The sequence below is a fragment of the Streptomyces sp. NRRL WC-3742 genome (assembly GCF_000720635.1).
GTDB lineage: Bacteria > Actinomycetota > Actinomycetes > Streptomycetales > Streptomycetaceae > Kitasatospora.
On sequence record NZ_JOCF01000065.1, the window covers coordinates 1 to 24445 of the forward strand.

Genomic DNA, 24445 nt, shown 5'->3' on the forward strand with positions numbered 1-24445 from the left:
CGCCACCCCGCCGCCACCCGGAGCCCCGCATGAGCCTGTGCCTGCCCCCGTCCAGCGTCGCCGTCGTCCTCGGCACCCGCCCCGAGCTGGTCAAGCTCGCCCCGCTGATCCACGAGCTCGGCGACGCCACCCGCCTGGTGCACACCGGCCAGCACTGGGACGAGGCGATGTCCGGCCGCTTCCTGCGGGACCTCGGCCTGCCCCGGCCCGAGCTGCTCACCGGCGTCGGCGGCCGCCCCCGCGCCGGCCAGATCGCCCAGTCCCTCGGCCAGCTGGACGCCGCCTTCGCCGAGGACCGCCCCGTCGCCGTCGTCGTCCAGGGCGACACCAACGCCACCCTCGCCGGCGCGCTGGCCGCCAACGCCCGCGAGATCCCGCTGGTGCACGTCGAGGCCGGGCTGCGCAGCCACGACCGCGCGATGCCCGAGGAGCACAACCGGGTGATGGTCGACCACGTCTCCGACCTGCTCTGCGCCGCCACCGAGGACAACGCGGCCAACCTGCGCGCCGAGGCCCTCGCCGAGGAGCGCATCGAGCTCACCGGCAACACCGTCGTCGAGGTCGTGCGCCGCCGGCTGCCCGACGAGGCCACCCGCGCCGCGCTGCTCGCCGCGCACGGGCTCGCGCCCGACGCGTACGTGCTGGCCACCGTCCACCGCCCGGAGAACACCGACACGGCCGAGGCCCTCGGCGCCGTCCTCGCCGAGCTGGACCGCATCGCCCGCGCCGGCACGCCCGTCCTGTTCCCGATGCACCCGCGCACCCGGGCCGCCGTCGAGCGCTTCGGCCTGGAGGGCCTGCTGGAGCGCCTCGCCGTCACCGGCCCGGTCGGCTACGGCGACTTCCTGGGCCTGGCGCGCCACGCCGCCCTGCTGGTCTCCGACTCCGGCGGCGTCCAGGAGGAGTGCACCGTGCTCGGCCGCCCCCTGCTGGTGGTGCGCCGCTCCACCGAGCGCCCCGAGGCGGTGACGGCCGGGTTCGCCGCGCTGGTGCGGCCCGGCGAGGAGCTGGGCGCGCTCGCCCGCGAGTGGCTGGCCGACGCCCCCGAGCGCCTCGCCCGCCTCGCGGCCACCCCGAGCCCGTACGGCGACGGCCTCGCCTCGGCCCGCATCGCCGCGCTGACCGCCGCGCTCGCCGATCAGCGGCAGGAGTTGCCGCAGGCCGCGTAGCGGCCCTCTTGACAGCAGAATTGGTCTACTCCATTTTGTGAGGCAAGTCTCCTTTCCCGACAGGGACTTGAGTTGTCGGTAGCTCCCGCAAGCGCACCATCGACACCCCGGACGGCGCTCCACCCCCACGAGGACGCCGCCGGGCCTCCCCCACTGGAGATGGAGTCATGCCTCCTGCCCGACACCGGCGCCCACGCGCCGTCCACTCCCTGCTGGCCGGGGCGAGCGCGCTCGCCATCGGCCTGGCCGGGCTCGTCGTCGCCGACACCGGCGCCCACGCCGCCGACGGCGAACTGATCACCAACGGCGGCTTCGAGACCGGCGGCCTGAGCGGCTGGACCTGCACCGCCGGCACCGTCCAGAGCGCCACCGCGCACACCGGCACGTACGCCCTGCAGTCCACCCCGGGCAACAGCGACACCGGCGAGTGCACCCAGACCGTCGCCGTGAAGCCCTCCTCCACCTACGACCTGAGCGCCTGGGTGCAGGGCAGCTACGTCTACCTCGGCGCCCGCGGCACCGGCGGCGGCGAGCCCAGCACCTGGACGCCCTCGGGCGGCTGGAGCCGGCTGAGCACCGGCTTCACCACCGGCCCGAGCACCACCAGCATCACCGTCTACGTGCACGGCTGGTACGGGCAGCCGGCCTTCCTCGCCGACGACGTCTCGCTCGTCGGCCCCGGCGGCACCCCACCCTCCCCCGGCCCGACCGCGACGGACACCGCCTCCCCCAGCCCGTCCCCGACCGCCACCGACACGGGCACCGGCTCGCCCAGCCCGACCGCGACCTCGACCTCCACCAAGCCGCCGGGCCTGCCCAAGCACGTGCTCACCGGCTACTGGCAGAACTTCGACAACGGCGCCGCCGTCCAGAGGATCAGCGACGTCCCCGCCGCGTACGACATCATCGCGGTCGCCTTCGCCGACGCCACCGCCACCCGCGGGGGGCTCGGCTTCACCCTCGACCCGAAGCTCTCCTCCCGGCTCGGCGGCTACACCGACGCCCAGTTCAAGGCCGACATCGCGGCCAAGAAGGCCGCCGGGAAGAAGGTCGTGCTCTCCATCGGCGGGCAGAACGGCACGGTCTGGGTGGGCGACTCCTCCTCGGCCGCCGCCTTCACCGACAGCGCCTGGTCGCTGATCCGGTCCTACGGCTTCGACGGGATCGACATCGACCTGGAGAACGGGATCAGCTCCACCTACATGGGCCAGGCCCTGCACGCGCTGGCGGCGCGGGCCGGCAGCGGGTTCGTCCTCACCATGGCGCCGCAGACCATCGACATGCAGTCCACCGGCATGGAGTACTTCAAGCTGGCGCTGAACGTGAAGGACATCCTCACCATCGTCAACATGCAGTACTACAACTCCGGTGCGATGAACGGCTGCGACGGCAACGTCTACTCGCAGGGCACCGAGAACTTCCTCACCGCCCTGGCCTGCATCCAGCTCAAGGGCGGACTGCGGCCCGACCAGGTGGGCCTCGGGATCCCGGCCTCCACCAGCGCGGCGGGTGGCGGCTACGTCGGCGCCGGCGTGGTGAACTCCGCGCTGGACTGCCTGGCGAGGGGTACCGACTGCGGCTCCTACAAGCCCGACACCACCTGGCCGGGCATCGGCGGCGCGATGACCTGGTCCACCAACTGGGACGCCAGTGCCGGGAACCCGGTCTCCGGCAGCATCGGCAGCCATCTGCACGCCATGCCGTAACCCCGGCGGGAAGGGGGCTCCGGGCCGGTCAGTTCCCGGCCCGGGCCTCCGGCACCTGGCCGCAGCCGCCGCCGTGGCGGCGGCGCAACTCGGCGGTGATCTCGGCCAGTTCGCCCTCGGGCAGCAGCGGCAGCATCATCGCCACGCCCTGCAGCAGCCCGCCGAGCAGGTAGGTGGTGTCCGCCGTCGCGGCGACCAGGGAGCGCACCTCGGCCACCTCGCCGACCGCCACCGCCTCGATCAACTGGGCGGCGTGGGCCGTCTCCTCGTCCACCAGGACCTCGCCCGCCTCGGCCGGGGCCCGGCGGGCCATCGCCCGCAACACCTTGTCGCCGACCTCGGGGGCGTACGCCTTGCGGACGGCCTCGGCCGCGATCCAGGTGAGCAGGGTGGTCACCTCGCGCGCGGCGTGGTCGGCGAGCAGCAGGTCCAGCTCGTGGTCGAACGCGAGCTGGTTGCCGTGCCGGAAGGCGAGCAGCAGCGTCGCCGCCCTGGCCTTGGCCTCCTCGACCGCCTCGGCAGGCAGTTCGTCGACCAATTCCTCGGTGACCACCACGCCGTGCCCTCCCGTCCGTCGCTCGGCAGAACGCTCCGCGAAATCCCACCGCGGAAACCCTCCGCGGAAACTCCGTGCACACCGTACACATCCGTCCTGCAAACTTCCGCGAACGCGCGCGGGCAAGACCGGAATCGATTCGAGCGGAATTGGACCTCACCCGATCCAGGATGAATATTCGCCGGAAGGGAGCAATGTTGCTGCTCTATTAGGCGTAGCCGTGGGTGCGACGAAAAATCCGCGCCCCCGAAAGCGCCCGAGGGGCCGCCCTCCGCTCGTCGCGGAAAGCGGCCCCTCGGGGCGGTTCGTACGGGCTCAGCCCTGCGGCAGCGCCGCGAGCTGGGCGGTGATCCGGGCGATGTCGGCCTCGGCGGCCTCCAGACGGCCCCGGATCTTGGCGACGACCGCGTCCGGCGCCTTGGCGAGGAACGCCTCGTTGCCGAGCTTGGCCGTGCTCTGGGCCTTCTCCTTCTCGGCGGCCGCGAGGTCCTTGGCCAGGCGCTTGCGCTCGGCCGCGACGTCGATGGTGCCGGAGAGGTCCAGGGCGACGGTGGCACCGGCCACCGGCAGCGAGGCGCTGGCCGCGAAGCCCTCCCCGGCGGGGGTCAGCCACAGCAGCGAGCGGATGGCGCCCTCGTGGGCGGCCAGCGCGGTGCCGTCCAGCTCCAGGACGGCCGGGACGCGCTGGCGGTCCTGGAGGCCCTGGTCGATGCGGAAGCGGCGGACCTCGGTGACCACCTGCTGCACCGTGGCGATCTCGCCCTCGGCCGCGGCGTCGCGGAAGCCGCTGTCCTTCGGCCACTCGGCCACGACCAGGGACTCGGCGCCGGTGAGCCTGGTCCACAGGGTCTCGGTGACGAACGGGACGACCGGGTGCAGCAGCCGCAGGGTGAGGTCCAGGACCTCGCCGAGGACCCGGCGCGAGGCGTCGGCCTGCGCGCCACCGGCCGCCAGGGTGGTCTTGGACAGCTCGACGTACCAGTCGAAGACCTCGTCCCACGCGAAGTGGAACAGCGCGTCCGAGACCTTGGCGAACTCGTAGCCGTCGTACAGCGCGTCCGCCTGGGCGACGGTGGCGTTCAGCCGGGACAGGATCCAGCGGTCGGCCGCCGTCATCTCCTCCGGCGAGGGCAGCGGGCCCTCGACGGTGGCGCCGTTCATCAGCGCGAAGCGGGTCGCGTTCCAGATCTTGTTGCAGAAGTTGCGCGAGCCCTTGACCCAGTCCTCGCCGATCGGCACGTCGGCGCCGGGGTTGGCGCCGCGGGCCAGGGTGAAGCGGACGGCGTCGGCGCCGTAGGCGTCCATCCAGTCCAGCGGGTCGACGGCGGTGCCGGAGGACTTCGACATCTTCTTGCCGAACTCGTCACGCACCAGACCGGTCAGGGCGACGGTCTTGAACGGCGCCTCGCCGTCCATCGCGTACAGACCGAACATCATCATCCGGGCGACCCAGAAGAAGATGATGTCGTGGCCCGTCAGCAGGACGTCGGTCGGGTAGAACTTCTCCAGGTCGGCGGTCTTCTCCGGCCAGCCGAGCGTGGAGAACGGCCACAGGCCGGAGGAGAACCAGGTGTCCAGGACGTCCGGGTCCTGGTGCCAGCCCTCGCCGGTGGGCGGCTGCTCGTCGGGGCCGACGCAGACGACCTCGCCGTCGGGGCCGTACCAGACCGGGATCCGGTGGCCCCACCAGAGCTGGCGCGAGATGCACCAGTCGAACATGTTGTCGACCCAGTCGAAGTAGCGGCGCTCCAGCTCCTTCGGGTGGATCTCCACCTTGCCGTCGCGCACGGCGTCGCCGGCGGCCTTGGCCAGCGGCTCGACCTTGACCCACCACTGCAGCGACAGCCGCGGCTCGACCACGGTGTGGCAGCGGGAGCAGTGGCCGACGGCGTGCATGTACGGGCGCTTCTCGGCGACGATGCGGCCCTGCTCGCGCAGCGCGCCGACGACGGCCGAGCGGGCCTCCAGCCGGTCCATGCCGAGGAAGGGGCCGTGCACGGTGATGGCGCCGTGCTCGTCCATGACCGTCAGGTTGGGCAGGTCGTGGCGCTGGCCGATGGCGAAGTCGTTCGGGTCGTGCGCCGGGGTCACCTTGACGGCGCCGGTGCCGAACTCCGGGTCCACGTGCTCGTCGGCGACGACCGGGATCTCACGGTCGGTCAGCGGCAGCTTGATGGTCCGGCCGACGAGGTGGCGGTAGCGCTCGTCCTCGGGGTGGACGGCGACGGCGGTGTCGCCCAGCATCGTCTCGGCGCGGGTGGTGGCCACGACGATCGAGTCCTCGCCGTCGCCGTAGCGGATCGAGACCAGCTCGCCCGGGGTGTCCTCGTGCTCCACCTCGATGTCGGACAGCGCGGTCAGACAGCGCGGGCACCAGTTGATGATGCGCTCGGCGCGGTAGATCAGGCCGTCGTCGAAGAGGCGCTTGAAGATGGTCTGGACGGCCTGGGAGAGGCCCTCGTCCATGGTGAAGCGCTCGCGCGACCAGTCGACGCCCTCGCCCAGGCGACGCATCTGGCCGAGGATGCGGCCGCCGTAGTTGCGCTTCCACTCCCAGACCTTCTCGACGAACGCCTCGCGGCCCAGGTCGTGGCGGGAGAGCCCCGACTCGGCGAGCTGCTGCTCGACCTTGTTCTGGGTGGCGATGCCCGCGTGGTCCATGCCCGGCAGCCAGAGCGTCTCGTAGCCCTGCATGCGCTTGCGGCGGGTCAGCGCGTCCATCAGCGTGTGCTGGAAGGCGTGGCCCAGGTGCAGGGCGCCGGTGACGTTCGGCGGCGGGATGACGATGGTGTAGGCGGGCTTGTCGCTCGTCGCGTCCGCGGTGAAGTAGCCACGGTCCACCCAGCGCTCGTACAGCTCGCCCTCTACGTCCGCGGGGGTGTAGGTCGTCGGGAGGGTTGCCGCATCGTCCCCGGCAAAGGTGCTCACGGGGCGCTGGTTCGTCGTGTCGGTCACGACGCACAGTTTACGTAACGGAGGCGTGGGTCACGAACCGCTTTCGGTACGGTCCGGAGCCCGGCACGAGCGGCTCCGCCGTCGCCCCCGTGCGATAACGTGCCGTGCGCACTGGTCCGATCATCGGGAAGTGTACGGAACTATTCGCGACCGCGGAGGGCCGCGCGAGCGGCGGGGGGGCACGGGCAGATGTACGGGCAGGGGCAGCAGTATCCGCCGGGGCAACCGCCCTACGGCGGCCAGCCTCCGTACGGGGGCCAGCCCCCGTACGGCCAGCCGCAGCCCCAGCCCGGCTACGGAGGCGGCTACCCGCAGCAGCCTCCGTACGGCCCGCCCCAGTACCCGGGCCAGCCCGGCTACCCCGCCCAGCCCGGCTACCCGGGCTACCCGCCGCCGCCCCGCAAGGGCAGGGGCGGCCTGGTCGTGGGGCTGGTCATCGGCGCGCTGGTGCTCGGCGGCGGAGGGTTCGCGGCCTGGAAGTACCTCGGCGGCGGCGCGGACGACAAGCCCGGCACGTACAAGCTCGTCGCGCCCCAGACCATCGGCAACGGCTACGACCGCGGCCTGGTCAAGGAGGACAGCACCGACGTCAGCAAACCCGAGGTGGCGGTGTACGGCAAGAACCTGCACACCCTCGGCGTCGCCTTCGACAAGGGCTCCGACAAGAGCGACTACATCGTGGTGGCGGGCCTCTTCGGCGAGCTCAACGACCCGGACGTGGTCATGGACGAGGCCAAGAGGAGCGCCGGCTCCCTCACCTGGACCACGTCCCTGACGGACTACCCCGCGCGGGACGGCCGGAGCTCCTCCGCACGCCTCGCCTGCGGCGCCACCAACTCCCTCGGCAAGCCCGGTCCGGTCGTCTGCGTCTGGGCCGACCACTCCACGTACGGCCGGGTCAGTTTCATGTCAGGCGCCACCCAAGGGCTCACCCCCTCCCAGGCGGCCGACAAGACCCGGGCGATACGCGACCTCATGAAGGTCGCGAAGTAATCCCGTCATTCCCCAGAAAGGGACTCGCGTGTCCGACCAGAACCCCTACGGCGCCCCGCAGCAGCCGGGCTACCCCGCTGGCACCCCCCAGCCGGGCCACGGCGCCCCCCAGCCGGGTTACGGCGAGCCCCAGCCGCAGCCCGGCTACCCCGGTGCCCCGGGTGCCCCCGGCGCCGAGGCTTACCCCGGCTACGGCGGCGCGTACGCCCCCGTGCCGCCGCAGAAGAAGTCCCGCAAGGGCCTGTGGATCGCCCTCGGCATCGGCGGCGCCGTCGTCCTCCTGGGCGGCGGCGGCGTGGCCTACTTCGCCTACGACGCCGTCAGCAACGCCGGCACCCAGAAGGTCGTCCTCCCGGCCGCCTTCAAGGACATGAAGCGCAACGACGACTCCCCCGTCACCGCCGCCATGGAGAAGGCGATGACGGACAGCCTCGGCAAGGGCGACGGCAACTGGTCCCCCACCGGCGTGGCCGCCCTGTACGAGGACGCCCAGTCCCAGCCGAAGATGATCGTGGCCGGCGCCTACGGCAAGATCCTCAACCCGAAGGACCAGCTCAACCAGGCGTTCGACGGCGTGGCCGCCAAGGGTTCCACCATCGAGGGCCGCCACAGCGTGGACGCCGGCCCCAAGGGCGGCGACATGGAGTGCGGCACCCTCGTCGAGAACGGCGACACCAAGATCGGCATCTGCGCCTGGGCCGACACCAGCAGCCTCGTCATGGTGATGAACACGGACGCCGAGAACGGCGTCAACCCGAACCTCGACACGCTCGCCGCGGACACCCGCGACCTGCGCGCGACCGCCGAGATCGCGAAGTAACGGACGAACGGAAGGGGCCCCGCACCGGTCGGTGCGGGGCCCTTTCCACGTGCTGCCACGTGCTTCCACGTGGGGGGAGCGTCAGGCGCTCTTGTCCCGGCGCTCGCGCTTGATCATGTCGCGCGGGACCAGGGTCGGGATCGCGTGCTTGGAGACGACGTCCCCGGTGACCACCACGCGGGCGACGTCCTGGCGCGAGGGGACCTCGTACATCACGGACATCAGCACCTCCTCCATGATGGCCCGCAGGCCGCGCGCGCCGGTGCCGCGCAGGATCGCCTGGTCGGCGATCGCCTCCAGCGCGTCCCGCGAGAACTCCAGCTCCACGCCGTCGAGTTCGAACAGCTTGCGGTACTGCTTCACCAGCGCGTTGCGCGGCTCGGTGAGGATCTGCAGCAGCGCCTCGCGGTCCAGGTTGTGCACGCTGGTGATCACCGGCAGACGGCCGATGAACTCGGGGATCATGCCGAACTTCACCAGGTCCTCGGGCATGACCTGGCGGAAGTGGTCGCTGGCGTCCGACTCCCGCTTGGAGCGGATGTTGGCGCCGAAGCCGATGCCCTTGGCGCCCGCGCGGCCCTCGATGATCCGCTCCAGGCCCGCGAACGCGCCGCCGACGATGAACAGCACGTTGGTGGTGTCGATCTGGATGAACTCCTGGTGCGGGTGCTTGCGGCCCCCCTGCGGCGGCACCGAGGCGGTGGTGCCCTCCAGGATCTTCAGCAGCGCCTGCTGCACGCCCTCGCCGGAGACGTCCCGGGTGATCGACGGGTTCTCGCTCTTGCGGGCGACCTTGTCGATCTCGTCGATGTAGATGATCCCGGTCTCGGCCTTCTTGACGTCGTAGTCGGCCGCCTGGATCAGCTTGAGCAGGATGTTCTCGACGTCCTCGCCGACGTACCCGGCCTCCGTGAGCGCCGTGGCGTCCGCGATCGCGAACGGCACGTTCAGCATCCGGGCCAGGGTCTGCGCCAGCAGGGTCTTGCCGGAGCCGGTGGGGCCCAGCAGCAGGATGTTCGACTTGGCCAGCTCGATGGCGTCCTCGCGGCCGTTGCCACCGCTGCGGCCCGCCTCGCCGGCCTGGACGCGCTTGTAGTGGTTGTAGACCGCGACCGACAGCGCCTTCTTGGCCAGGTCCTGGCCGACCACGTACTGGTCGAGGAACTCGTAGATCTCACGCGGCTTCGGGAGCTCTTCGAAGCGCACCTCGGAGGTCTCGGCGAGTTCCTCCTCGATGATCTCGTTGCACAGGTCGATGCACTCGTCGCAGATGTACACGCCTGGGCCGGCGATCAGCTTCTTCACCTGCTTCTGCGACTTGCCGCAGAATGAGCACTTGAGCAGGTCACCACCGTCTCCGATGCGTGCCACGAGGTGCTTCCCCTTCGCCAGGGGCCCCGCAGGGGTTCCGGGGCCTGGTGCTGTGGACCGTCGACGCCCGACGGCGATCGGTCTCGCTATCCGAAGGTACTCTGCCGGGCCCGGGATTCCGTCCTCTTCGCCGGGTCTGCCCTACGCCCTGGGCGAATTGATACCGAACAGATGCCGTCTGCAGAGTCCGTCCGAACCGCGGCGGGGCGCACACCAGGGTGCGCGCCCCTTCGCGGAAGGTGCTGACGTTCAGGAGGTCAGCGAGGTCTTGCGGGTCGAGATGATCTGGTCGACCAGGCCGTACTCCACGGCCTCCTCGGCGGTGAGGATCTTGTCGCGCTCGATGTCGTCGCGCACCTGCTCCACCGACTTGTTGGAGTGCTTGGAGAGCATCTCCTCCAGCTGCTCGCGCATCCGGAAGATCTCCCTGGCCTGGATCTCCAGGTCCGACACCTGACCGCGGCCGGTCTCGGTGTACGGCTGGTGGATCAGGATACGGGCGTTCGGCAGCGCCATCCGCTTGCCGGGGGTGCCGGCGGCGAGCAGCACGGCAGCGGCGGAGGCCGCCTGGCCCATGCAGACCGTGGTGATGTCCGGCTTGACGTACTGCATGGTGTCGTAGATGGCCGTCAGGGCCGTGAACGAGCCGCCGGGCGAGTTGATGTACATCTGGATCTCGCGGTCCGGGTCCATCGACTCCAGGCACAGCAGCTGCGCCATGATGTCGTTCGCCGAGACGTCGTCGACCTGCGAGCCGAGGAAGATGATGCGCTCCTCGAACAGCTTCGCGTACGGGTCGTACTCGCGGATGCCCTGCGTGGTGCGCTCGACGAAACGCGGGACGATGTAGCGGCCCTCGGCGCGCATGTCCTCGACGCGGGCCTTGGCGGCCGACAGGCTGGGGATGTTCATGGGGGTCCTTGTCCTCCGGGGCGTTGGGACGGTGGTGTCGTGGGCCGGGCCGAGGCTCAGGCGCCCGTGCCGCCGCCGCCGGGGACGTCCGCGGCGCTGTGCATGATGTCGTCGATCAGACCGTAAGCCTTGGCCTCCTCCGGCGTGAACCAGCGGTCGCGGTCGGAGTCCTGGGTGATCTGCTCGAAGGTCTGGCCGCTGTGGTGCGCGATCAGCTCGGACATGCGCTTCTTGGTCCGGAGCAGCTGCTCGGCCTGGATGCGGATGTCCGTCGCGGAGCCGCCGAGGCCCGCGGAGGGCTGGTGCATCAGGATGTTGGCGTTCGGCAGCGAGAAGCGCTTGCCGGGGGTGCCCGCCGTCAGCAGGAACTGGCCCATCGAGGCGGCCATGCCCATCGCGATGGTGACGACGTCGTTCTTGATGTACTGCATGGTGTCGTAGATCGCCATGCCGGCCGAGATCGAGCCGCCCGGAGAGTTGATGTAGAGGAAGATGTCCTTGTCCGGGTCCGCGGCCAGCAGGAGCAGCTGGGCGGTGATCTTGTTGGCGATGTCGTCGTCGACCTGCTGGCCGAGGAAGATGATCCGCTCGCCCAGCAGCCGGTTGTAGACCTGGTCGCCAAGGCCGCCGAGCACGTCACCAGCGGCGGCGTGCGGCGCCAGCGGGCCAGGCATCTGCATCTGCGGGAACGTCACTTAGGCACCTGCTCAGTCGATTTGGGGAGCCGCTCGGCGGCTCCCGCGGTGTCGCACAGCTTCCGGGTATCACGTCGTGATTGTTGCTGTCCAAGGACCCTAACGCGCAGGCGGGGCCGCAGAATCCCTCACGCAGAACTGTTCGCTGTGAGCGCAGGGTCGCACGCGCGGGGTGGGACGGCAGCGGGCCCGGACACCGTACGGCGTCCGGGCCCGCTGTGAGCCTCGGGGGCTACCGGGGCACTCAGCCCTCGGTCTTCTCCTCGGCGGCGTCCTCGACCTCGGCGGTCTCGGCCTCGGCGGGGGCCTCGACGGTCTCGGCCGTCTCGTCCTCGTCGTCGAAGTTGATCTCGTTGCCCTCGGTGTCGACGACCTTGGCGGCCTCGACCACGGTGGCGAGCGCCTTGCCGCGGGCGACCTCGCCGACCAGCATCGGCACCTGGCCGCCCTGGACGACCTGCTGCGCGAACTGGTCCGGGGTGAGGCCCGAGCCGGCGGCGCGGCGGATGAGGTGCTCGGTGAGCTCCTCCTGGTTAACACCCAGCTCCTCGTCGGCGACGATCTGGTCCAGGACGAACTGGGTCTTGATGCCCTTCTTCGCCTGCTCCTCGATCTCCGCGTCCCACTCCTCGCGGGACTTGCCCTGGGTCTCCAGGTAGGTGTCGAGGTTCAGGCCCATCGGCTCCAGCTGGTGGTGCTCCAGGTTGTGCTTGCGGGTCTGGATCTCGTCCGCGAGCAGCTTCTCCGGGAACTCGATCTCGACCAGGGCGAGCAGGGCGTCGAGCACCTTCTCCTGGGCCTGGGTGGCCTGGTCGTACTCCTTCATGCGCTCGAGGCGCTTGCGGGAGTCGGCGCGCAGGTCCTCGAGGGTGTCGAACTCGCTGGCCAGCTGGGCGAACTCGTCGTCCAGCTCCGGCAGCTCCTTCTCCTGGACGGCCGTCACGGTGACGGTGACCTCGGAGGTCTGGCCCGCCTGGGTGCCGCCCTTGAGCTCGGTCTCGAAGGTCTTCTCCTCGCCGGCCGACAGGCCGACGACGGCCTCGTCGATGCCGTCGATCAGACGGCCCGAGCCGATCTCGTAGCTCACGCCGGTGGCGGTGCCGTCCTCCGGCACCTCGCCGTCGACCTTGGCCACCAGGTCGACGACCACGACGTCGCCCTCGGCGGCGGCGCGCTCGACGTCCTTGACCGAGGAGAAGCGCTCGCGCAGCTGCTCCAGCGACTTCTCGATGTCCTCGTCGGCGACGACGATCGGGTCGACGGTCACCTCGATGGAGGAGAAGTCCGGCAGGGTGATCTCCGGGCGGACGTCGACCTCGGCGGTGAACTTGAGGTCACCGCCGTCGGCGAGCTTCTCGACACCCTCGATGTTGGTGATGTCGGGCTGTCCGAGGACCTCGATCTTGCCCTCGTCGACGGCCTGCGTGTAGAAGCGCGGCAGGGCGTCGTTGACGGCCTCCTCCAGCACGGCGCCACGGCCGAAGCGCTGGTCGATGACACGGTTCGGGATCTTGCCCTTGCGGAAGCCCGGGACCGAGACCTGCTGGTTGATCTTCTTGTACGCCGCGTCGAGGCTGGGCTTGAGCTCCTCGAAGGGCACCTCGACGGTGAGTCGAACCCGGGTCGGGTTCAGAGTCTCGACGGCGCTCTTCACGGTTAGGTCTCCTAGGGGCTTGCGGTCGGGTTGTCTACGCCCGCTCCCGCCGCACGGCCGGAGCCGGTACGGGAGGGTCGGACGAGACGGGCGATGGGCGGTTGGAGCTGCATCTCCCGTGGGGGTGGACGGTGAGCTTGACTCCTCGCCCTCGTGCGGTTGACCTGGGTGGACGCCACAGGGACTACCGCCAGCGCCCCATCCTACCGGTACCACGAAAGGCGGACGCCAGGCGCCACCGTACCCGCCGTCGTACCGTCGTCGTGGAGCGCCCACACAGAACAGGGCCCCGCCCCGGACGGACGAGACCCTGCCGCACTGTCGGGGTGGCCGGATTCGAACCGACGGCCTTCCGCTCCCAAAGCGGACGCGCTACCAAACTGCGCCACACCCCGTGGTGCCGAGAGGAAGCGTACACGCCGGGTAGGGACGGCTCGTGGACTTATTCCGGGGTGGGCCGGGGCGGCATTCGCGCAAATGCGGTGTGCACGAGGGCGGTGGGACCAGGTACGCTGTCCCAGACCTTCCGGGCGGTGACGCCTGGTGGATCGTGCGGGCGTAGCTCAATGGTAGAGCCCTAGTCTTCCAAACTAGTCACGCGAGTTCGATTCTCGTCGCCCGCTCCACCCGACGGCCCCGGTGCACTTCGCACCGGGGCCGTTCGCGTTCGCGAACGCGGTCACAGCCCCAGCCAGGCCGCGCGGGCGGCCGTGCGGTCGAGCAGCTGGTGGACGTCGGCCTGCCGGGTGGCGGGGTGGTCGTTGTAGGCGTCCGGGGAGGCCACCGGGTGGCCGGTGGCGTGCAGCACCTCCATCAGCTGCGCCCGGGCGGTGCGCACCACGGCCGGGGTGCCGTAGCCGTGGGCCAGGACAGCGGCCTGCGCTCCGAGGAGGCAGACCCGGCCGCGCTCGTCCCACATCGCGCCCTGCAGCCATCCGTGGGCCACGAGGTAGCGGGAGGCGAGCCGCAGGTGGTCGGCGGCGGTGACGGGCACCGGGCGGGGCGGGCGGCGCAGGGCCCGGTCCAGCAGGGTGGCGCGGGGCTGCGCGTGGCCGGCCCACCAGGGCTGCGGCGCGCTGCCGTACGGGCAGACGTACGGCGCGGCAAAGGGCGCCGCGTAGGGCGCCGGGGCGCGCGCGGGGGCGGGCAGCGAGGCCAGGTACGCCTCGATCTCGGCGACCAGGCCGGAGCCGTCCGGGCGGACGAGCGGCGCGGGGGGTGCTGGGGCGGTGCGGGGCATGTCGCTCTCCGGGCGGGCCGTGGTGCGGGGTTCCGCTCCCCAAATTGGGGCATAACGGACACTTTCGCGACCGGAGGCCGCTGGTGGCCGTGTGGTTTCCCGGCGGGGGTCCGGGCCGATAGCCTCGGCCCGTTCGAGTGCGGTTCGAACGGGCCTGGACCCGCCGCGCTCCCTAGGTGGAGGAGTCCCGGTGCGTCCCGAGGAGCGACTGGCCGTCATACAGCGCTGTGTGGTGCGGGAGATGGCGCGCCTGGGCCAGGAGTTCACGGTGGACGGCGAGGTGGTGCGCGGCCCCGGCACCACGGCGGTGGCGGTGCGCGAGCACCCGGGCGACGACGGCGCCGGGCACGTCGACCTCGGCTTCGTGCTGCACCTGGGGCGGGCGGACGCGCCCGTGGTCTGGGACTGCGCGGCCGGCCTCGGCAAGACCGAGGAGGAGAAGCTCGCCAACGCGGTGAAGATGTGGGCGACCACCACCGCCTCGGTGCTGGTCGAACTCGCCGACGGGCGCGGGGTGCACGCCGATCACACGGACGTGCCCGAACTGCCGGGCTGGCACGCGGTGCAGGGGCCGGCGGCGGTGTTCGGCTTCGGCAACGAGCACCTGGCGACCTGGCTCGCCGAGAACCGGGTGCTGCCGGCGCTGGCGCCCGCGCTGCGGGCGGAGATCGCCGGGCCGGGGCCGGTGGGGGTCAAGCTCTTCCTGGGCGGGAAGGCGGGCGACGACGTGGCCGAGGTCAGGGTGGGCGGCGAGGTCTCGGAGGCCGCGTCGGCGGCGCTGCGCGCGCTGGACTGGCCGCGCGGTGAACGGCTGTGCTGGGCACGGCTGTTCGTGCTGCTGACGGCCGATCGGGCAACGCCGGAGGAGCCCGTCGCCCCGGCCGCGGTCGCGCGGCCGTCGGTCGTGACGGCCCCGGCGGTACGCCCCCGGGGCCTGTTCGCGCGCTGGCGGGAGACCAGACGGGCCGGCCGGTAGACACGCCCTGACCCCCGTCCCCCTGGGGTCCGGGCGCGGTCCGACCCGGCCGTCAGCCTCCGGTGATGTTGGAGATGCTGTGCGACAGGTTCTGCAGCAGTGATGTGATCGAGCCCGCGACCGTGGTCTCGTGCAGCATGAAGCCGAACAGGGCGGCCACGATGCCGTGCGCGATCTTCATCTGCTTGTTGCGGATGAAGATGATGCACAGGATCGCGAACAGGACCAGCGCGGAGACGGAGAGTGCCACCCGGACTCACTTCCTCGATTTCATAGCGTGGTGCCACCGCCCGGCGACACCTGCGAATGCCGGACCCCGGCCGATCCGACGGTCCCGAGGCGGAATCGCGGACCGTCCGGCGCACCGCCGGTGCGAGAGGCCACGCCCAACCGTCTTCTGCCCTGTCGCACGTGTCACCCCCCACCCCCCGAATCCTGAACAGTCCCGCCCGGACTCAGTGTGGTCGACCGTGCCGATTGCGTAAAGGTCTGACAGTCAGCCCAACGCCGACATCCTGCGATGCGAGACGAGTTTCCGCCGACCGGGACGATAGCCGGTCCGTTCTGACGAATCGTCGGCGGGGCGGTCTGAGCGGCCCCGGAGCGGTGACGGGCGGGGAGCGGAAGCCACTGGTCCGGTCCGCCGACGGCCCGTCCGATTTGGCCGAAGATCGGCCAAGGGGCTTGACAACTGCCGATGGCACATGCGATTACTCGCCCGCTCGCCTCCGGGACGGGGCGGGACAGGACGGGGAACGGTGCGTCAGTCCCGCCAGAGCAGCAGCACCGCGCGGTCGTCGTTGATGTCCCGGGCGACGGTCTCGATCAGCGCGCCGGCCGCGCCCACGCCGGAGCCGCGACCGGCGCCGGGGACCAGCCGGTCGGCCTCCCCCATCAGGCGGTCCATGCCCTCGGTCAGGTCCCGCCCGGGGGCCTCGACCATGCCGTCGGTGCACAGCATCAGCACGTCGCCGCGGCCCAGCCGGCCGCGCACGCCCTCAAACTTGGCGCCGTCGTAGATGCCCAGCAGCGGGCCCTCGGCCTCCTTGACCTCCCAGCGGCCCTCCCCCGCGAGGCGCTGCATGCCCGGCAGGTGCCCGGCCGAGAGCAGCTCGTACTCGCCGGTGTCGAGGTCCAGCACCAGGTGGACGGCGGTGGCGAAGCCCTCCTCCCAGGACTGGCGCAGCAGGTAGCCGTTGGCGGCGGGCAGGAAGTCGTGCGCGGGCAGCGAGCCGACCAGGCCGCCGAAGGCGCCGGAGAGCAGCAGTGCCCGGGAGCCCGCGTCCATGCCCTTGCCGGAGACGTCCGCGAGGACGACCTCCAGCAGCCGCTGGCCGGGGCCGGTGCGGGCGGCGACCACGAAGTCCCCGGAGAAGGACTGGCCGCCGGCCGGGCGCAGCGCCATGTCCGCGTGCCAGCCGTCGGGCAGCCGGGGCACCCGGCTCTGCACCCGCAGCCGTTCGCGCAGGTCGAAGAGCATGGTGGAGCCGCCCCACCAGGGCACGCCGACGCGGGCGCGGAACTGGGCGAGCAGCAGGCCCCCGACGCCGGCGGCGCCGACGACCAGGGCCGCGCCGGGGGTGACGCCGTAGACGTACGCCTCGGGGTTGTCGCTGGCCACCCGCTGGCCGGTGTGGATCACGGACTCGGCGGAGAGGCCGAGCGCGGCCAGCGCGTACAGGACCACCAGGCTGCCGGGGCGCAGCAGCAGGGCGCCGGCCAGGATCGGCAGGACCAGGGCGGTGGGCGGGGCCCAGTCCGGGAGCCAGATGTTGAGCAGGATCATCAGGGGGACGAGCAGGGCGAGCGCGCAGAGCACGGGCCAGTCGGCGGCGCCGCCGCGGAAGTAGTCGACCCCGGCCGTGCGCAGCCTTCGGCGGGCCCGGCGCAGCGTCCTGCGCAACCGGGCCGTCACGGACTCGGACGCCTTGGCGGCGCCGGGCCTCGTCGCAGTCGTCTGGGGCGGTGCGCCCGGCGGTCTGCCAGCCATGGGGTCCGACCCTATCCACGGTGCGGCTCCGCGTCGACGGGCCGGGGGCGGGCGGACGGACGGGGGCCCGGGGAGCTCAGCCGGTTTCGGCCGTTCGCCGTGGTGGCGGGCGCCCCGTCAGGAAGCGTGCGCCGGTTGGCCGTACGGAGCTCGCGGGCCCCGTGCGCGCCCGGCGTGCGGGGGCGTGCGCCGGACGGTCCCTGTGTCCGATCCCACAGGAACGGCGACGGCCGGCCGCACGGGGTGCGGCCGGCCGGGGTGGACGGGGGAGGATCAGCCCTGCGGGTGGTGGGCCGGGATGGGCGGCAGTTCGCCGGTGGTCTCGTACTCGGTCAGCATCTCGATCCGGCGGGTGTGCCGGGCCTCGCCGCTGTAGGGGGTGTTGAGGAAGATCTCGACGAACTTGGTGGCCTCGTCCTCGGTGTGCATCCGGCCGCCGATGGAGATCACGTTGGCGTTGTTGTGCTGACGGCCGAGCTCGGCGGTCTGCGCGCTCCAGGCCAGCGCCGCACGGACGCCCTTGACCTTGTTGGCGGCGATCGCCTCGCCGTTGCCCGAGCCGCCGATCACGATGCCCAGCGCCTCCGGGTCGGCGGCGGTGCGCTCGGCGGCGCGCAGGCAGAACGGCGGATAGTCGTCCTCGGCGTCGTAGATGTGCGGCCCGCAGTCGACCGGCTCGTGGCCGGCCCCCTTGAGCCACTCCACGAGGTGGTTCTTCAGTTCGTATCCGGCATGGTCGGAGCCCAGGTACACGCGCATGGCACGAGTGTGGCATGCGCGTGCGCCCGGGCCCGACAAGGGCCGGTGGTTGCTACCGCTTGCCGAGGAGCTTCCAGGCCAGCGGGAGGGCGCCGGCGGCGAAGGCCGCCTTGAGGGCGTCGCCGACCAGGTACGGGTAGAGGCCCAGCTCGGCGGCGCGGGCGAGGGAGACGTGCAGCGACACGGCCAGGTAGGGGACGCCGACCGCGTAGATCGCCAGGCTGCCGAGGGCCATCGTGACGGCCGTGTTCAGCGGGGTGCGGTCGGCGCCGCGGCGGGCCAGCGCGCCGGTGAGGGCGGCGGCGAGGACGAAGCCGAGCACGTAGCCGAGGGAGGGCATGGCCCAGCCGGAGGCGCCCGCGGCGAACCAGGGCAGGCCCGCCATGCCGGCCAGCAGGTAGAGGGCGAGCGAGGCGACGCCGCGGCGGGCGCCGAGCGCGGTGCCGACCAGCAGGGCGGCGAAGGTCTGGCCGGTGACCGGCACCGGCGAGCCGGGCACGTTGACCGACAGCTGGGCGGCGAGGCCCGTCAGCGCGGCGCCGCCGGCCACCAGGGCCAGGTCGCGGGCCTGGGCGCCGAGGCGGGTGGTGGCGGCGGGCAGCAGGTCGGCGAGGACGGCGCGGTGCGGCGTCGGGGTGGCGGCTGTGGCCATCGGGTTTCCTCCGTGGGGCGTGAGGTCCAGGTGAGTGAACACCTGTGAACCTACGCGGTGATCCACTCCCCGAACGGCACGGATTCGGACAAACACGCGACCGCGGGCGTTGTCGGGTCCGGGCCGAAAGGGACGCTCGGCATCCGAACCATCACGGTGCGTGAACGCCCGGTCCGGATGATGGGCCCGGGGGCGAGCTCCTTGGCATGGACAGGGGTGCCCCCGGATATTGGACAACTCATGTCGCATTCCGCACAGTCTGGAAGTTCCACGCCTATGGCCCCCACCACCGCGCCCCCGGCACCCGGGACCACCGACGCCGACCCGGCCTCCGGTGGCCCGCAGCTCGGCCACGGGCTCAAGCAGCGCCACCTGTCGATGATCGCGCTGGGCGGGGTGATCGGCGCCGGCCTGTTCGTCGGCTCCGGCGCGGGCATCGCGGCCGCCGGCCCCGCGATCATCCTGGCCTTCTCCCTCTCCGGCCTGCTGGTCATGCTGATCATGCGGATGCTCGGCGAGATGTCCGCCGCCCGGCCCGCCTCCGGCTCGTTCTCGGTGCACGCCGAGAAGGAGATCGGCCCCTGGGCCGGGATCACCGCCGGCTGGATGTACTGGGTGATGCTCTGCTGCGGCGTCGCCGCCGAGGCCACCGCCGCCGGGAAGATCGTCAACGGCTGGATACCCGGGGTCTCCTCCTGGGTGTGGGTCGCGCTGTTCATGGCCTTCTTCTGCGCCAGCAACCTCACCGCCGTGAAGAACTTCGGCGAGTTCGAGTTCTGGTTCGCCGCGATCAAGGTCACCGCGATCGTCGCCTTCCTCGTCCTCGGGGGCCTCGGCATCGCCGGGGTCATCGGCCCCGGCTCCCCCGGCACCGTCAACCTCACCGGCCAGGGCGGCTTCCTGCCCACCGGCGTCAGCGGACTGATCGTGGGCCTGCTCGCCTCCGTCTTCGCCTACGGGGGCCTGGAGACCGTCACCATCGCCGCCGCCGAGTCCGAGGACCCCAAGCGCAACGTCGCCAACGCGGTGCGCACCGCCGTGTGGCGCATCGCGATCTTCTACATCGGCTCGATGGCCCTGGTCGTCACCCTGGTCTCCTGGAAGGACCCGGCCGTCGCCGCCGACGGCCCGTACGTCACCGTGCTGCGCCACCTCGGGGTGCCCGGGGCCGGGGCGATCATGCAGGCGGTGGTGCTGATCGCGCTGCTGTCCGCGATGAACGCCAACATCTACGGCGCCTCCCGCATGGCGTACTCGCTGGTCGGCCGCGGCCAGGGGCCCCGGGCGCTGGCCAAGGTCTCCGGCGGGGTGCCGCGCCGGGCGGTGCTGGCCTCCTGCCTGTTCGGCTTCGGCGCCGTGCTGGCCGCCAAGTTCTGGCCCGCCACCGTGTTCACCTGGCTGATGAACACCACCGGCGTGGCCATCCTCGTGGTCTGGCTGTTCATCTGCCTCGTCCAGCTGAGGATGCGCCGGCGGCTGGAGCGCGAGAGCCCCGAGCTGATCACCGTGAGGATGTGGGGCTACCCGTACCTCACCTGGGTCGCGCTGGCCGCCGTCGTCGGCATCCTCGCGCTGATGACCACCACCGAGGGCAACCGGGAGCAGCTGTACGCGGCCGCCGTGCTGGTCGCCCTGCTCAGCGCCTTCGGCGTCCTCAAGCAGCGCCGCGACGCGGCCGCCTGACCTGGGGCGCGTCCTTCGGCTCACGCCCCGGGGCCCCCGGAAGCACCGGCTTCCGGGGCCCTCGCGTACGCATGTCCGGGCGGGCCCGCTGCGCGGGCTGTGCAATGGTACCGACGAGGGGGCTCGTGAAAGGATGCCCCTGCGCGCACGGACCACACGACGACACCGCGCGCGGGACCGCACCACCCACCCCCGCACCACCGTGCGAGCCGGACAAAGGAGTACCGCCGTGCCGGGCAAGAACCTGAGCCGTGAGGAAGCCCAGCAGCGGGCTGGCATCCTGGCCGTGGACGGCTACGAGGTCCGCCTCGACGTGACCTCCGCCCCCGATCCGGCGGCCGCCACCTTCCGCTCCACCACCACCGTCAGGTTCCGCTGCTCCCGGCCCGGCGCGAGCACCTTCCTGGACCTGCTCGCCCCCGCCGTCCGCTCCGTCACCCTCAACGGCCGCGCCCTCGACGCCGCCACCGCCTACGACGGCGCCCGGGTGCACGTGGACGGCCTCGCCGCCGAGAACGTCCTCACCGTCGAGGCCGACTGCGCCTACAGCCGCACCGGCGAGGGCCTGCACCGCTTCGTCGACCCGGCCGACGGCGAGACCTACCTCTACACCCACTACGAGCCGGCCGACGCCCGCCGGGTGTTCGCGACCTTCGAACAGCCCGACCTCAAGGCCCCGTTCACCTTCACCGTGACCGCCCCGGCCGAGTGGGACGTGCGGTCCAACGCCGTCCACGGGAACGTCACCGCCGAGGACGGCGCCCGCACCTGGGAGTTCGCGCCCACCAAGCCGATCTCCACCTACCTCACCGCCGTCGTCGCCGGCCCGTACCACGTCGAGCGCGACCACTACAGCCGCGAGCTCGCCGACGGCACCGTGCTGGACATCCCGCTGTCCGCGATGTGCCGCAAGTCCCTCGCCCCGCACTTCGACGCCGACGAGATCCTCGGCGTCACCAAGCTCGGACTCGACTTCTTCCACGAGCAGTTCGGCTACCCGTACCCCTTCGGCAAGTACGACCAGGCGTTCGTGCCCGAGTACAACATCGGCGCGATGGAGAACCCCGGCTGCGTCACCTTCAAGGAGGACTTCGTCTTCCGCTCCAAGGTCACCGACGCCGCCTACGAGAACCGCGCCAACGTCATCCTCCACGAGATGGCGCACATGTGGTTCGGCGACCTCGTCACCCCCCGCTGGTGGGACGACCTGTGGCTCAAGGAGTCCTTCGCCGACTTCATGGGCGCCTACGCCCTGATCGGCGCCAACACCCGCTACTCCTCCGCCTGGGTCACCTTCGCCAACCAGCGCAAGGCGTGGGCCTACCGCCAGGACCAGCTCCCCACCACCCACCCGATCACGGCCGACATCCGCGACCTCGAGGACGCCAAGCTCAACTTCGACGGCATCACCTACGCCAAGGGCGCCGCCGTCCTCAAGCAGCTGGTGGCGTACGTCGGTTCGGACGCCTTCTTCGAGGGCTCCCGCCGCTACTTCCAGCGCCACGCGTTCGGCAACACCGAACTGGCCGACCTGCTCGACGCGCTGGAGGAGACCAGCGGCCGCGACCTCAAGTCCTGGGCCGCCGCCTGGCTCCAGACCGCCGGTGTCAACGCGCTCACCCCGCAGGTCACCACCGACGCCGAGGGCCGGATCACCGAGCTGGCCGTCCTCCAGGACGGCGAGGTGTCGCGCCCGCACCGCATCGCCATCGGCCTCTACGACCGCGACGCCGACGGCACCCTGGTGCGCGCCGGGCGCCTGGAGGTCGACGTCACCGGCGCCCGCACCGTCGTGCCCGAGGCCGCCGGCCGCACCCGCCCCGCGCTCGTCCTGCTCAACGACGAGGACCTGACGTACTGCAAGGTCCGCTTCGACGAGGAGTCCCTCGAGGCCCTGCGCACGGGCCTGGGCGACATCGGCGACGACCTCGCCCGGGCGCTGGCCTGGTCCGCCGTCTGGAACCTCACCCGCGACGCCCTGATGCCCGCCCGCGACTACGTCGCCCTGGTGCTGCGCTTCGCCGGCCAGGAGGGCAACATCGGCGTGCTGCAGTCCCTGCACACCCAGGCCAAGACCGCCGTCGACCTGTACGCCGACCCGGCCTGGCGCGGCGAGGGCGCCCGCCTCCTCGCCGACGGCGCCCTGCGCGAGCTGCGCGCCGCCGTCCCCGGCAGCGACCACCAGCTGGCCTGGGCCCGCTTCCTCGCCCAGACCGCCGGCGGCGCCGAGCACCTCGGCCTGGTGCGGGGCCTGCTGACCGGCAGCGCCCGCATCGACGGCCTGGACGTCGACCAGGAGTTGCGCTGGGCCCTGTGGCTGGCCCTGGCCGCCTCCGGCCAGGCGAGCGACGAGGAGCTGGCCGCCGAGCTCGCCGCCGACAACACCGCCGGCGGCAAGCGCCAGTACACCGTGTGCCTGGCCGCCCGGCCCACCCCCGAGGCCAAGGCTTCCGCCTGGTCGGCCGTGGTGGACTCCGACGAGCTGCCCAACGCCCTCGTCGAGGCCAACATCGCGGGCTTCGCGCTGCCCTCCCACCGGGACCTCACCGCGCTCTACGCGGCGCCGTACTTCAAGCTGCTGGAGCGCATCTGGTCCGAGCGGACCATCGAGATCGCGATCCGCTTCGTCGGCGGGTTCTTCCCCATCGCCCAGACCGACGAGCCGACCCTCGCCGAGGCCGACGCCTGGCTGGACGGGCACCCGCAGGCGGCTCCGGCGCTGCGCCGCCTGGTGCTGGAGCGCCGGGACGACCTGGCCCGGGCGCTGCGGGCGCAGGCTTGCGACCGGGGCTGACGCACTGATCGAGGGGCCCGCCGTACGCGTGTACGGCGGGCCCCTCCTCCGTACGGTGCTTCCCGTGCGGTGCTGCTGAGCGGTGCTTCCGTGCGGTGCTGCTGAGCGGTGCGCGTCAGTCGCGGCGAAGGCCCCGGTCGAGGGCCGCGATCGCGCTGCCGCGCTCGTCGTCGCCGTCCAGCGACCAGACCATCACGCCGCCGAGGTCGTTCCAGCGCACGTAGCGGGCCTTCTGGGTGAGGACGTCGGCGGTGTCGTAGCTGTAGAAGGTGGTGCCGTCGTACTTCCAGGACGCGCCGTGCTCGCGGTCGTAGTAGACCTTGCCGGGCAGGGCCTCGGCCTCCCGGTAGGAGAGGTCGGGGGCGGAGGCGGTGGCCTTCTGGTAGAGGCCGCCGCGCTGGCCGGGGGCGACGCCCGTCCAGCCGTGGCCGTACAGCGGGGCGCCGAGGACGAGCTGCCCGCCGGGCAGGCCCCGCTCCTGGTAGTGCTCGGCGGCCTTGTCGGCGGAACGCTGACGCGGCTCCGGGTCGGAGGGGTCGGAGTAGAGGTTGGCCTGGTGGTTGGCCGGGCCCTTGCCCTCCCAGGGGCCGTGCAGGTCGTAGGTCATGAGGTTGAGCCAGTCCACGGACTCGCTCAGCTCGGGCAGTTCGAGCCGGTCGGCGACGGTCTCGTTGGCGGCGACGGCGGCGGTGAGCAGGTAGTGCTTGCCGTGCTTGCCCTGCTTCTCGCTGTCCTGCCTGTCGCCGCCCTGCTTGCCGCCGAGTGCGTCGAGCTGGCGGCGGAACTCCCGCATCAGGAGGGTGAAGTTGCGGCCGTCCTCGGGGCGCACCACGTTGCCCGCGTCCCCGCCGCCGCCCGGGTACTCCCAGTCGATGTCGATGCCGTCGAAGACGCCCGCGGCGGCGCCGGCGCCGCCCTCCGGGGAGCCGGGCAGGACGGGCAGGTTGCCCTTGACGTAGAGGTCGAGGCAGGAGGAGACGAACTTCTGCCGGGACGCCTCGGTGGCGGCCGCGTCGGAGAAGTACTTGGACCAGCTCCAGCCGCCGAGCGAGATGACGGCGCGCAGCTGCGGGTTCTTCGCCTTGAGCTTGCGCAGCTGGTTGAAGTGGCCCTTGAGCTTCTGGCCGGGGGCGTCGGCGACGCCGTCCACCGAGGCGGCGGCGGAGAAGGGGCGCTGGTAGTCGTCGAGGGCGTCGCCCTGGCCGGAGTCGTTGGACTCGAAGCAGGTGCCGTCCGCGGAGACGTTGCCGAAGGCGTAGTTGATGACGGTCAGCCTGGAAGCCTGGCCGGACTCCTGGACGCGCTTGGCGGAGCTGTCGGCGCCCCACTGGGTGAAGTAGCCGACCCGCTGGCCCTTCAGCTTCGGGCCGTGACCGTGGCCGCCGTCCGCGGCGTTCGCGGTGGCGGGGGCGGCGAGCAGCGCGGCGACGGTGGCGGCGGCGAGCAGGGCTGAGGCGCGATTGGGCATACCGGACCCGTTCTCTGGGACGTCGTCGAATAATGGTCTGGACCAGATTGCA

19 protein-coding genes and 2 tRNA genes are annotated in these 24445 nt (G+C 71.9%); 8 read left to right on the plus strand and 13 right to left on the minus strand.

Features of this window, described 5'->3' with window-relative positions:
* Nucleotides 1-29 precede the first annotated feature (29 nt).
* The gene (gene wecB, locus IH61_RS0130150; protein WP_031075601.1) at nucleotides 30-1169 is read left to right on the plus strand and encodes a non-hydrolyzing UDP-N-acetylglucosamine 2-epimerase; all 1140 of its coding nucleotides are present in this window, start codon (nucleotides 30-32) and stop codon (nucleotides 1167-1169) included.
* 167 nt (nucleotides 1170-1336) lie between these two features.
* Nucleotides 1337-2875: a chitinase gene (locus IH61_RS0130155; RefSeq protein WP_031075603.1), complete on the plus strand. Its 1539-nt coding sequence runs from the start codon at nucleotides 1337-1339 to the stop codon at nucleotides 2873-2875.
* A gap of 28 nt (nucleotides 2876-2903) precedes the next feature.
* On the opposite strand, the gene IH61_RS0130160 is transcribed toward IH61_RS0130155, so the two are convergent.
* Both IH61_RS0130160 and IH61_RS0130165 read right to left on the minus strand, forming a co-directional pair.
* Nucleotides 2904-3431 (minus strand): hypothetical protein, encoded by a 528-nt coding sequence (locus tag IH61_RS0130160; RefSeq protein WP_031075605.1) that lies wholly within the window; start codon nucleotides 3429-3431, stop codon nucleotides 2904-2906.
* A gap of 315 nt (nucleotides 3432-3746) precedes the next feature.
* Nucleotides 3747-6386 (minus strand): valine--tRNA ligase, encoded by a 2640-nt coding sequence (locus IH61_RS0130165; protein WP_031075607.1) that lies wholly within the window; start codon nucleotides 6384-6386, stop codon nucleotides 3747-3749.
* A gap of 189 nt (nucleotides 6387-6575) precedes the next feature.
* On the opposite strand from IH61_RS0130165, the gene IH61_RS0130170 reads away from it, so the two are divergent.
* Complete coding sequence (locus IH61_RS0130170) at nucleotides 6576-7379, plus strand: hypothetical protein (RefSeq protein WP_031075609.1); 804 nt, start codon at nucleotides 6576-6578, stop codon at nucleotides 7377-7379.
* A 28-nt stretch (nucleotides 7380-7407) separates the two neighbouring features.
* Complete coding sequence (locus IH61_RS47930; RefSeq protein WP_031075611.1) at nucleotides 7408-8199, plus strand: hypothetical protein; 792 nt, start codon at nucleotides 7408-7410, stop codon at nucleotides 8197-8199.
* Between the two features lie 81 nt (nucleotides 8200-8280).
* On the opposite strand, the gene clpX is transcribed toward IH61_RS47930, so the two are convergent.
* From clpX to IH61_RS0130200, 5 genes are all read right to left on the minus strand, one after another.
* Nucleotides 8281-9570: an ATP-dependent Clp protease ATP-binding subunit ClpX gene (gene clpX, locus IH61_RS0130180; protein WP_030058268.1), complete on the minus strand. Its 1290-nt coding sequence runs from the start codon at nucleotides 9568-9570 to the stop codon at nucleotides 8281-8283.
* Between the two features lie 249 nt (nucleotides 9571-9819).
* The gene (locus IH61_RS0130185; protein WP_031075615.1) at nucleotides 9820-10482 is read right to left on the minus strand and encodes an ATP-dependent Clp protease proteolytic subunit; all 663 of its coding nucleotides are present in this window, start codon (nucleotides 10480-10482) and stop codon (nucleotides 9820-9822) included.
* A 56-nt stretch (nucleotides 10483-10538) separates the two neighbouring features.
* Nucleotides 10539-11162: an ATP-dependent Clp protease proteolytic subunit gene (locus IH61_RS0130190; RefSeq protein WP_031075616.1), complete on the minus strand. Its 624-nt coding sequence runs from the start codon at nucleotides 11160-11162 to the stop codon at nucleotides 10539-10541.
* Nucleotides 11163-11421: 259 nt separating this feature from the next.
* The gene (tig, locus tag IH61_RS0130195; RefSeq protein WP_031075619.1) at nucleotides 11422-12831 is read right to left on the minus strand and encodes a trigger factor; all 1410 of its coding nucleotides are present in this window, start codon (nucleotides 12829-12831) and stop codon (nucleotides 11422-11424) included.
* 321 nt (nucleotides 12832-13152) lie between these two features.
* Nucleotides 13153-13226 (minus strand) — tRNA-Pro (locus IH61_RS0130200).
* A gap of 157 nt (nucleotides 13227-13383) precedes the next feature.
* On the opposite strand from IH61_RS0130200, the gene IH61_RS0130205 reads away from it, so the two are divergent.
* Nucleotides 13384-13457, plus strand: a tRNA-Gly gene (locus IH61_RS0130205).
* Between the two features lie 53 nt (nucleotides 13458-13510).
* On the opposite strand, the gene IH61_RS0130210 is transcribed toward IH61_RS0130205, so the two are convergent.
* On the minus strand, nucleotides 13511-14071 hold the full coding sequence (locus IH61_RS0130210; protein ID WP_031075621.1) for a DUF6197 family protein: 561 nt from the start codon (nucleotides 14069-14071) through the stop codon (nucleotides 13511-13513).
* 190 nt (nucleotides 14072-14261) lie between these two features.
* On the opposite strand from IH61_RS0130210, the gene IH61_RS0130215 reads away from it, so the two are divergent.
* Nucleotides 14262-15047 (plus strand): DUF6348 family protein, encoded by a 786-nt coding sequence (locus tag IH61_RS0130215; protein WP_158845427.1) that lies wholly within the window; start codon nucleotides 14262-14264, stop codon nucleotides 15045-15047.
* 52 nt (nucleotides 15048-15099) lie between these two features.
* Here the strand turns inward: IH61_RS0130215 and IH61_RS0130220 are convergent, their stop codons facing one another.
* The 4 genes from IH61_RS0130220 to IH61_RS0130235 form a co-directional block, all read right to left on the minus strand.
* Nucleotides 15100-15297, minus strand: a complete 198-nt coding sequence (locus IH61_RS0130220) for a hypothetical protein (RefSeq protein ID WP_031075624.1) — start codon at nucleotides 15295-15297, stop codon at nucleotides 15100-15102.
* Nucleotides 15298-15810: 513 nt separating this feature from the next.
* Nucleotides 15811-17037 (minus strand): PP2C family protein-serine/threonine phosphatase, encoded by a 1227-nt coding sequence (locus IH61_RS0130225; protein ID WP_078911504.1) that lies wholly within the window; start codon nucleotides 17035-17037, stop codon nucleotides 15811-15813.
* Between the two features lie 273 nt (nucleotides 17038-17310).
* On the minus strand, nucleotides 17311-17796 hold the full coding sequence (locus tag IH61_RS0130230) for a ribose-5-phosphate isomerase (protein WP_031075629.1): 486 nt from the start codon (nucleotides 17794-17796) through the stop codon (nucleotides 17311-17313).
* A gap of 52 nt (nucleotides 17797-17848) precedes the next feature.
* Nucleotides 17849-18448, minus strand: a complete 600-nt coding sequence (locus IH61_RS0130235) for a biotin transporter BioY (protein WP_031075632.1) — start codon at nucleotides 18446-18448, stop codon at nucleotides 17849-17851.
* Nucleotides 18449-18724: 276 nt separating this feature from the next.
* Between IH61_RS0130235 and IH61_RS0130240 the strand changes: the two genes are divergently transcribed.
* Nucleotides 18725-20131, plus strand: coding sequence for an amino acid permease (locus IH61_RS0130240; protein ID WP_031075634.1), 1407 nt, complete (start codon nucleotides 18725-18727; stop codon nucleotides 20129-20131).
* Between the two features lie 229 nt (nucleotides 20132-20360).
* A complete protein-coding gene (gene pepN / locus IH61_RS0130245) occupies nucleotides 20361-22925 on the plus strand; it encodes an aminopeptidase N (RefSeq protein ID WP_031075636.1) in 2565 nt (854 codons plus the stop codon).
* Between the two features lie 115 nt (nucleotides 22926-23040).
* Here pepN and IH61_RS0130250 read toward each other — a convergent pair whose 3' ends face one another.
* Nucleotides 23041-24393, minus strand: coding sequence for a glycoside hydrolase family 18 protein (locus IH61_RS0130250; protein ID WP_031075638.1), 1353 nt, complete (start codon nucleotides 24391-24393; stop codon nucleotides 23041-23043).
* Between the last annotated feature and the right edge of the window lie 52 nt (nucleotides 24394-24445).

Bases quoted from the DNA above. Each gene is read 5' to 3' on its own strand.
- IH61_RS0130250 (WP_031075638.1), bottom strand. From the start codon at position 24,393: ATGCCCAATCGCGCCTCAGCCCTGCTCGCCGCCGCCACCGTCGCCGCG.
- IH61_RS0130235 (WP_031075632.1), bottom strand. From the start codon at position 18,448: ATGGCCACAGCCGCCACCCCGACGCCGCACCGCGCCGTCCTCGCCGAC.
- IH61_RS0130240 (WP_031075634.1), top strand. From the start codon at position 18,725: ATGGCCCCCACCACCGCGCCCCCGGCACCCGGGACCACCGACGCCGAC.
- IH61_RS0130190 (WP_031075616.1), bottom strand. From the start codon at position 11,162: ATGCAGATGCCTGGCCCGCTGGCGCCGCACGCCGCCGCTGGTGACGTG.
- IH61_RS0130185 (WP_031075615.1), bottom strand. From the start codon at position 10,482: ATGAACATCCCCAGCCTGTCGGCCGCCAAGGCCCGCGTCGAGGACATG.
- IH61_RS0130155 (WP_031075603.1), top strand. From the start codon at position 1,337: ATGCCTCCTGCCCGACACCGGCGCCCACGCGCCGTCCACTCCCTGCTG.
- IH61_RS0130225 (WP_078911504.1), bottom strand. From the start codon at position 17,037: ATGGCTGGCAGACCGCCGGGCGCACCGCCCCAGACGACTGCGACGAGG.
- IH61_RS0130210 (WP_031075621.1), bottom strand. From the start codon at position 14,071: ATGCCCCGCACCGCCCCAGCACCCCCCGCGCCGCTCGTCCGCCCGGAC.
- IH61_RS0130230 (WP_031075629.1), bottom strand. From the start codon at position 17,796: ATGCGCGTGTACCTGGGCTCCGACCATGCCGGATACGAACTGAAGAAC.
- wecB (WP_031075601.1), top strand. From the start codon at position 30: ATGAGCCTGTGCCTGCCCCCGTCCAGCGTCGCCGTCGTCCTCGGCACC.
- IH61_RS0130170 (WP_031075609.1), top strand. From the start codon at position 6,576: ATGTACGGGCAGGGGCAGCAGTATCCGCCGGGGCAACCGCCCTACGGC.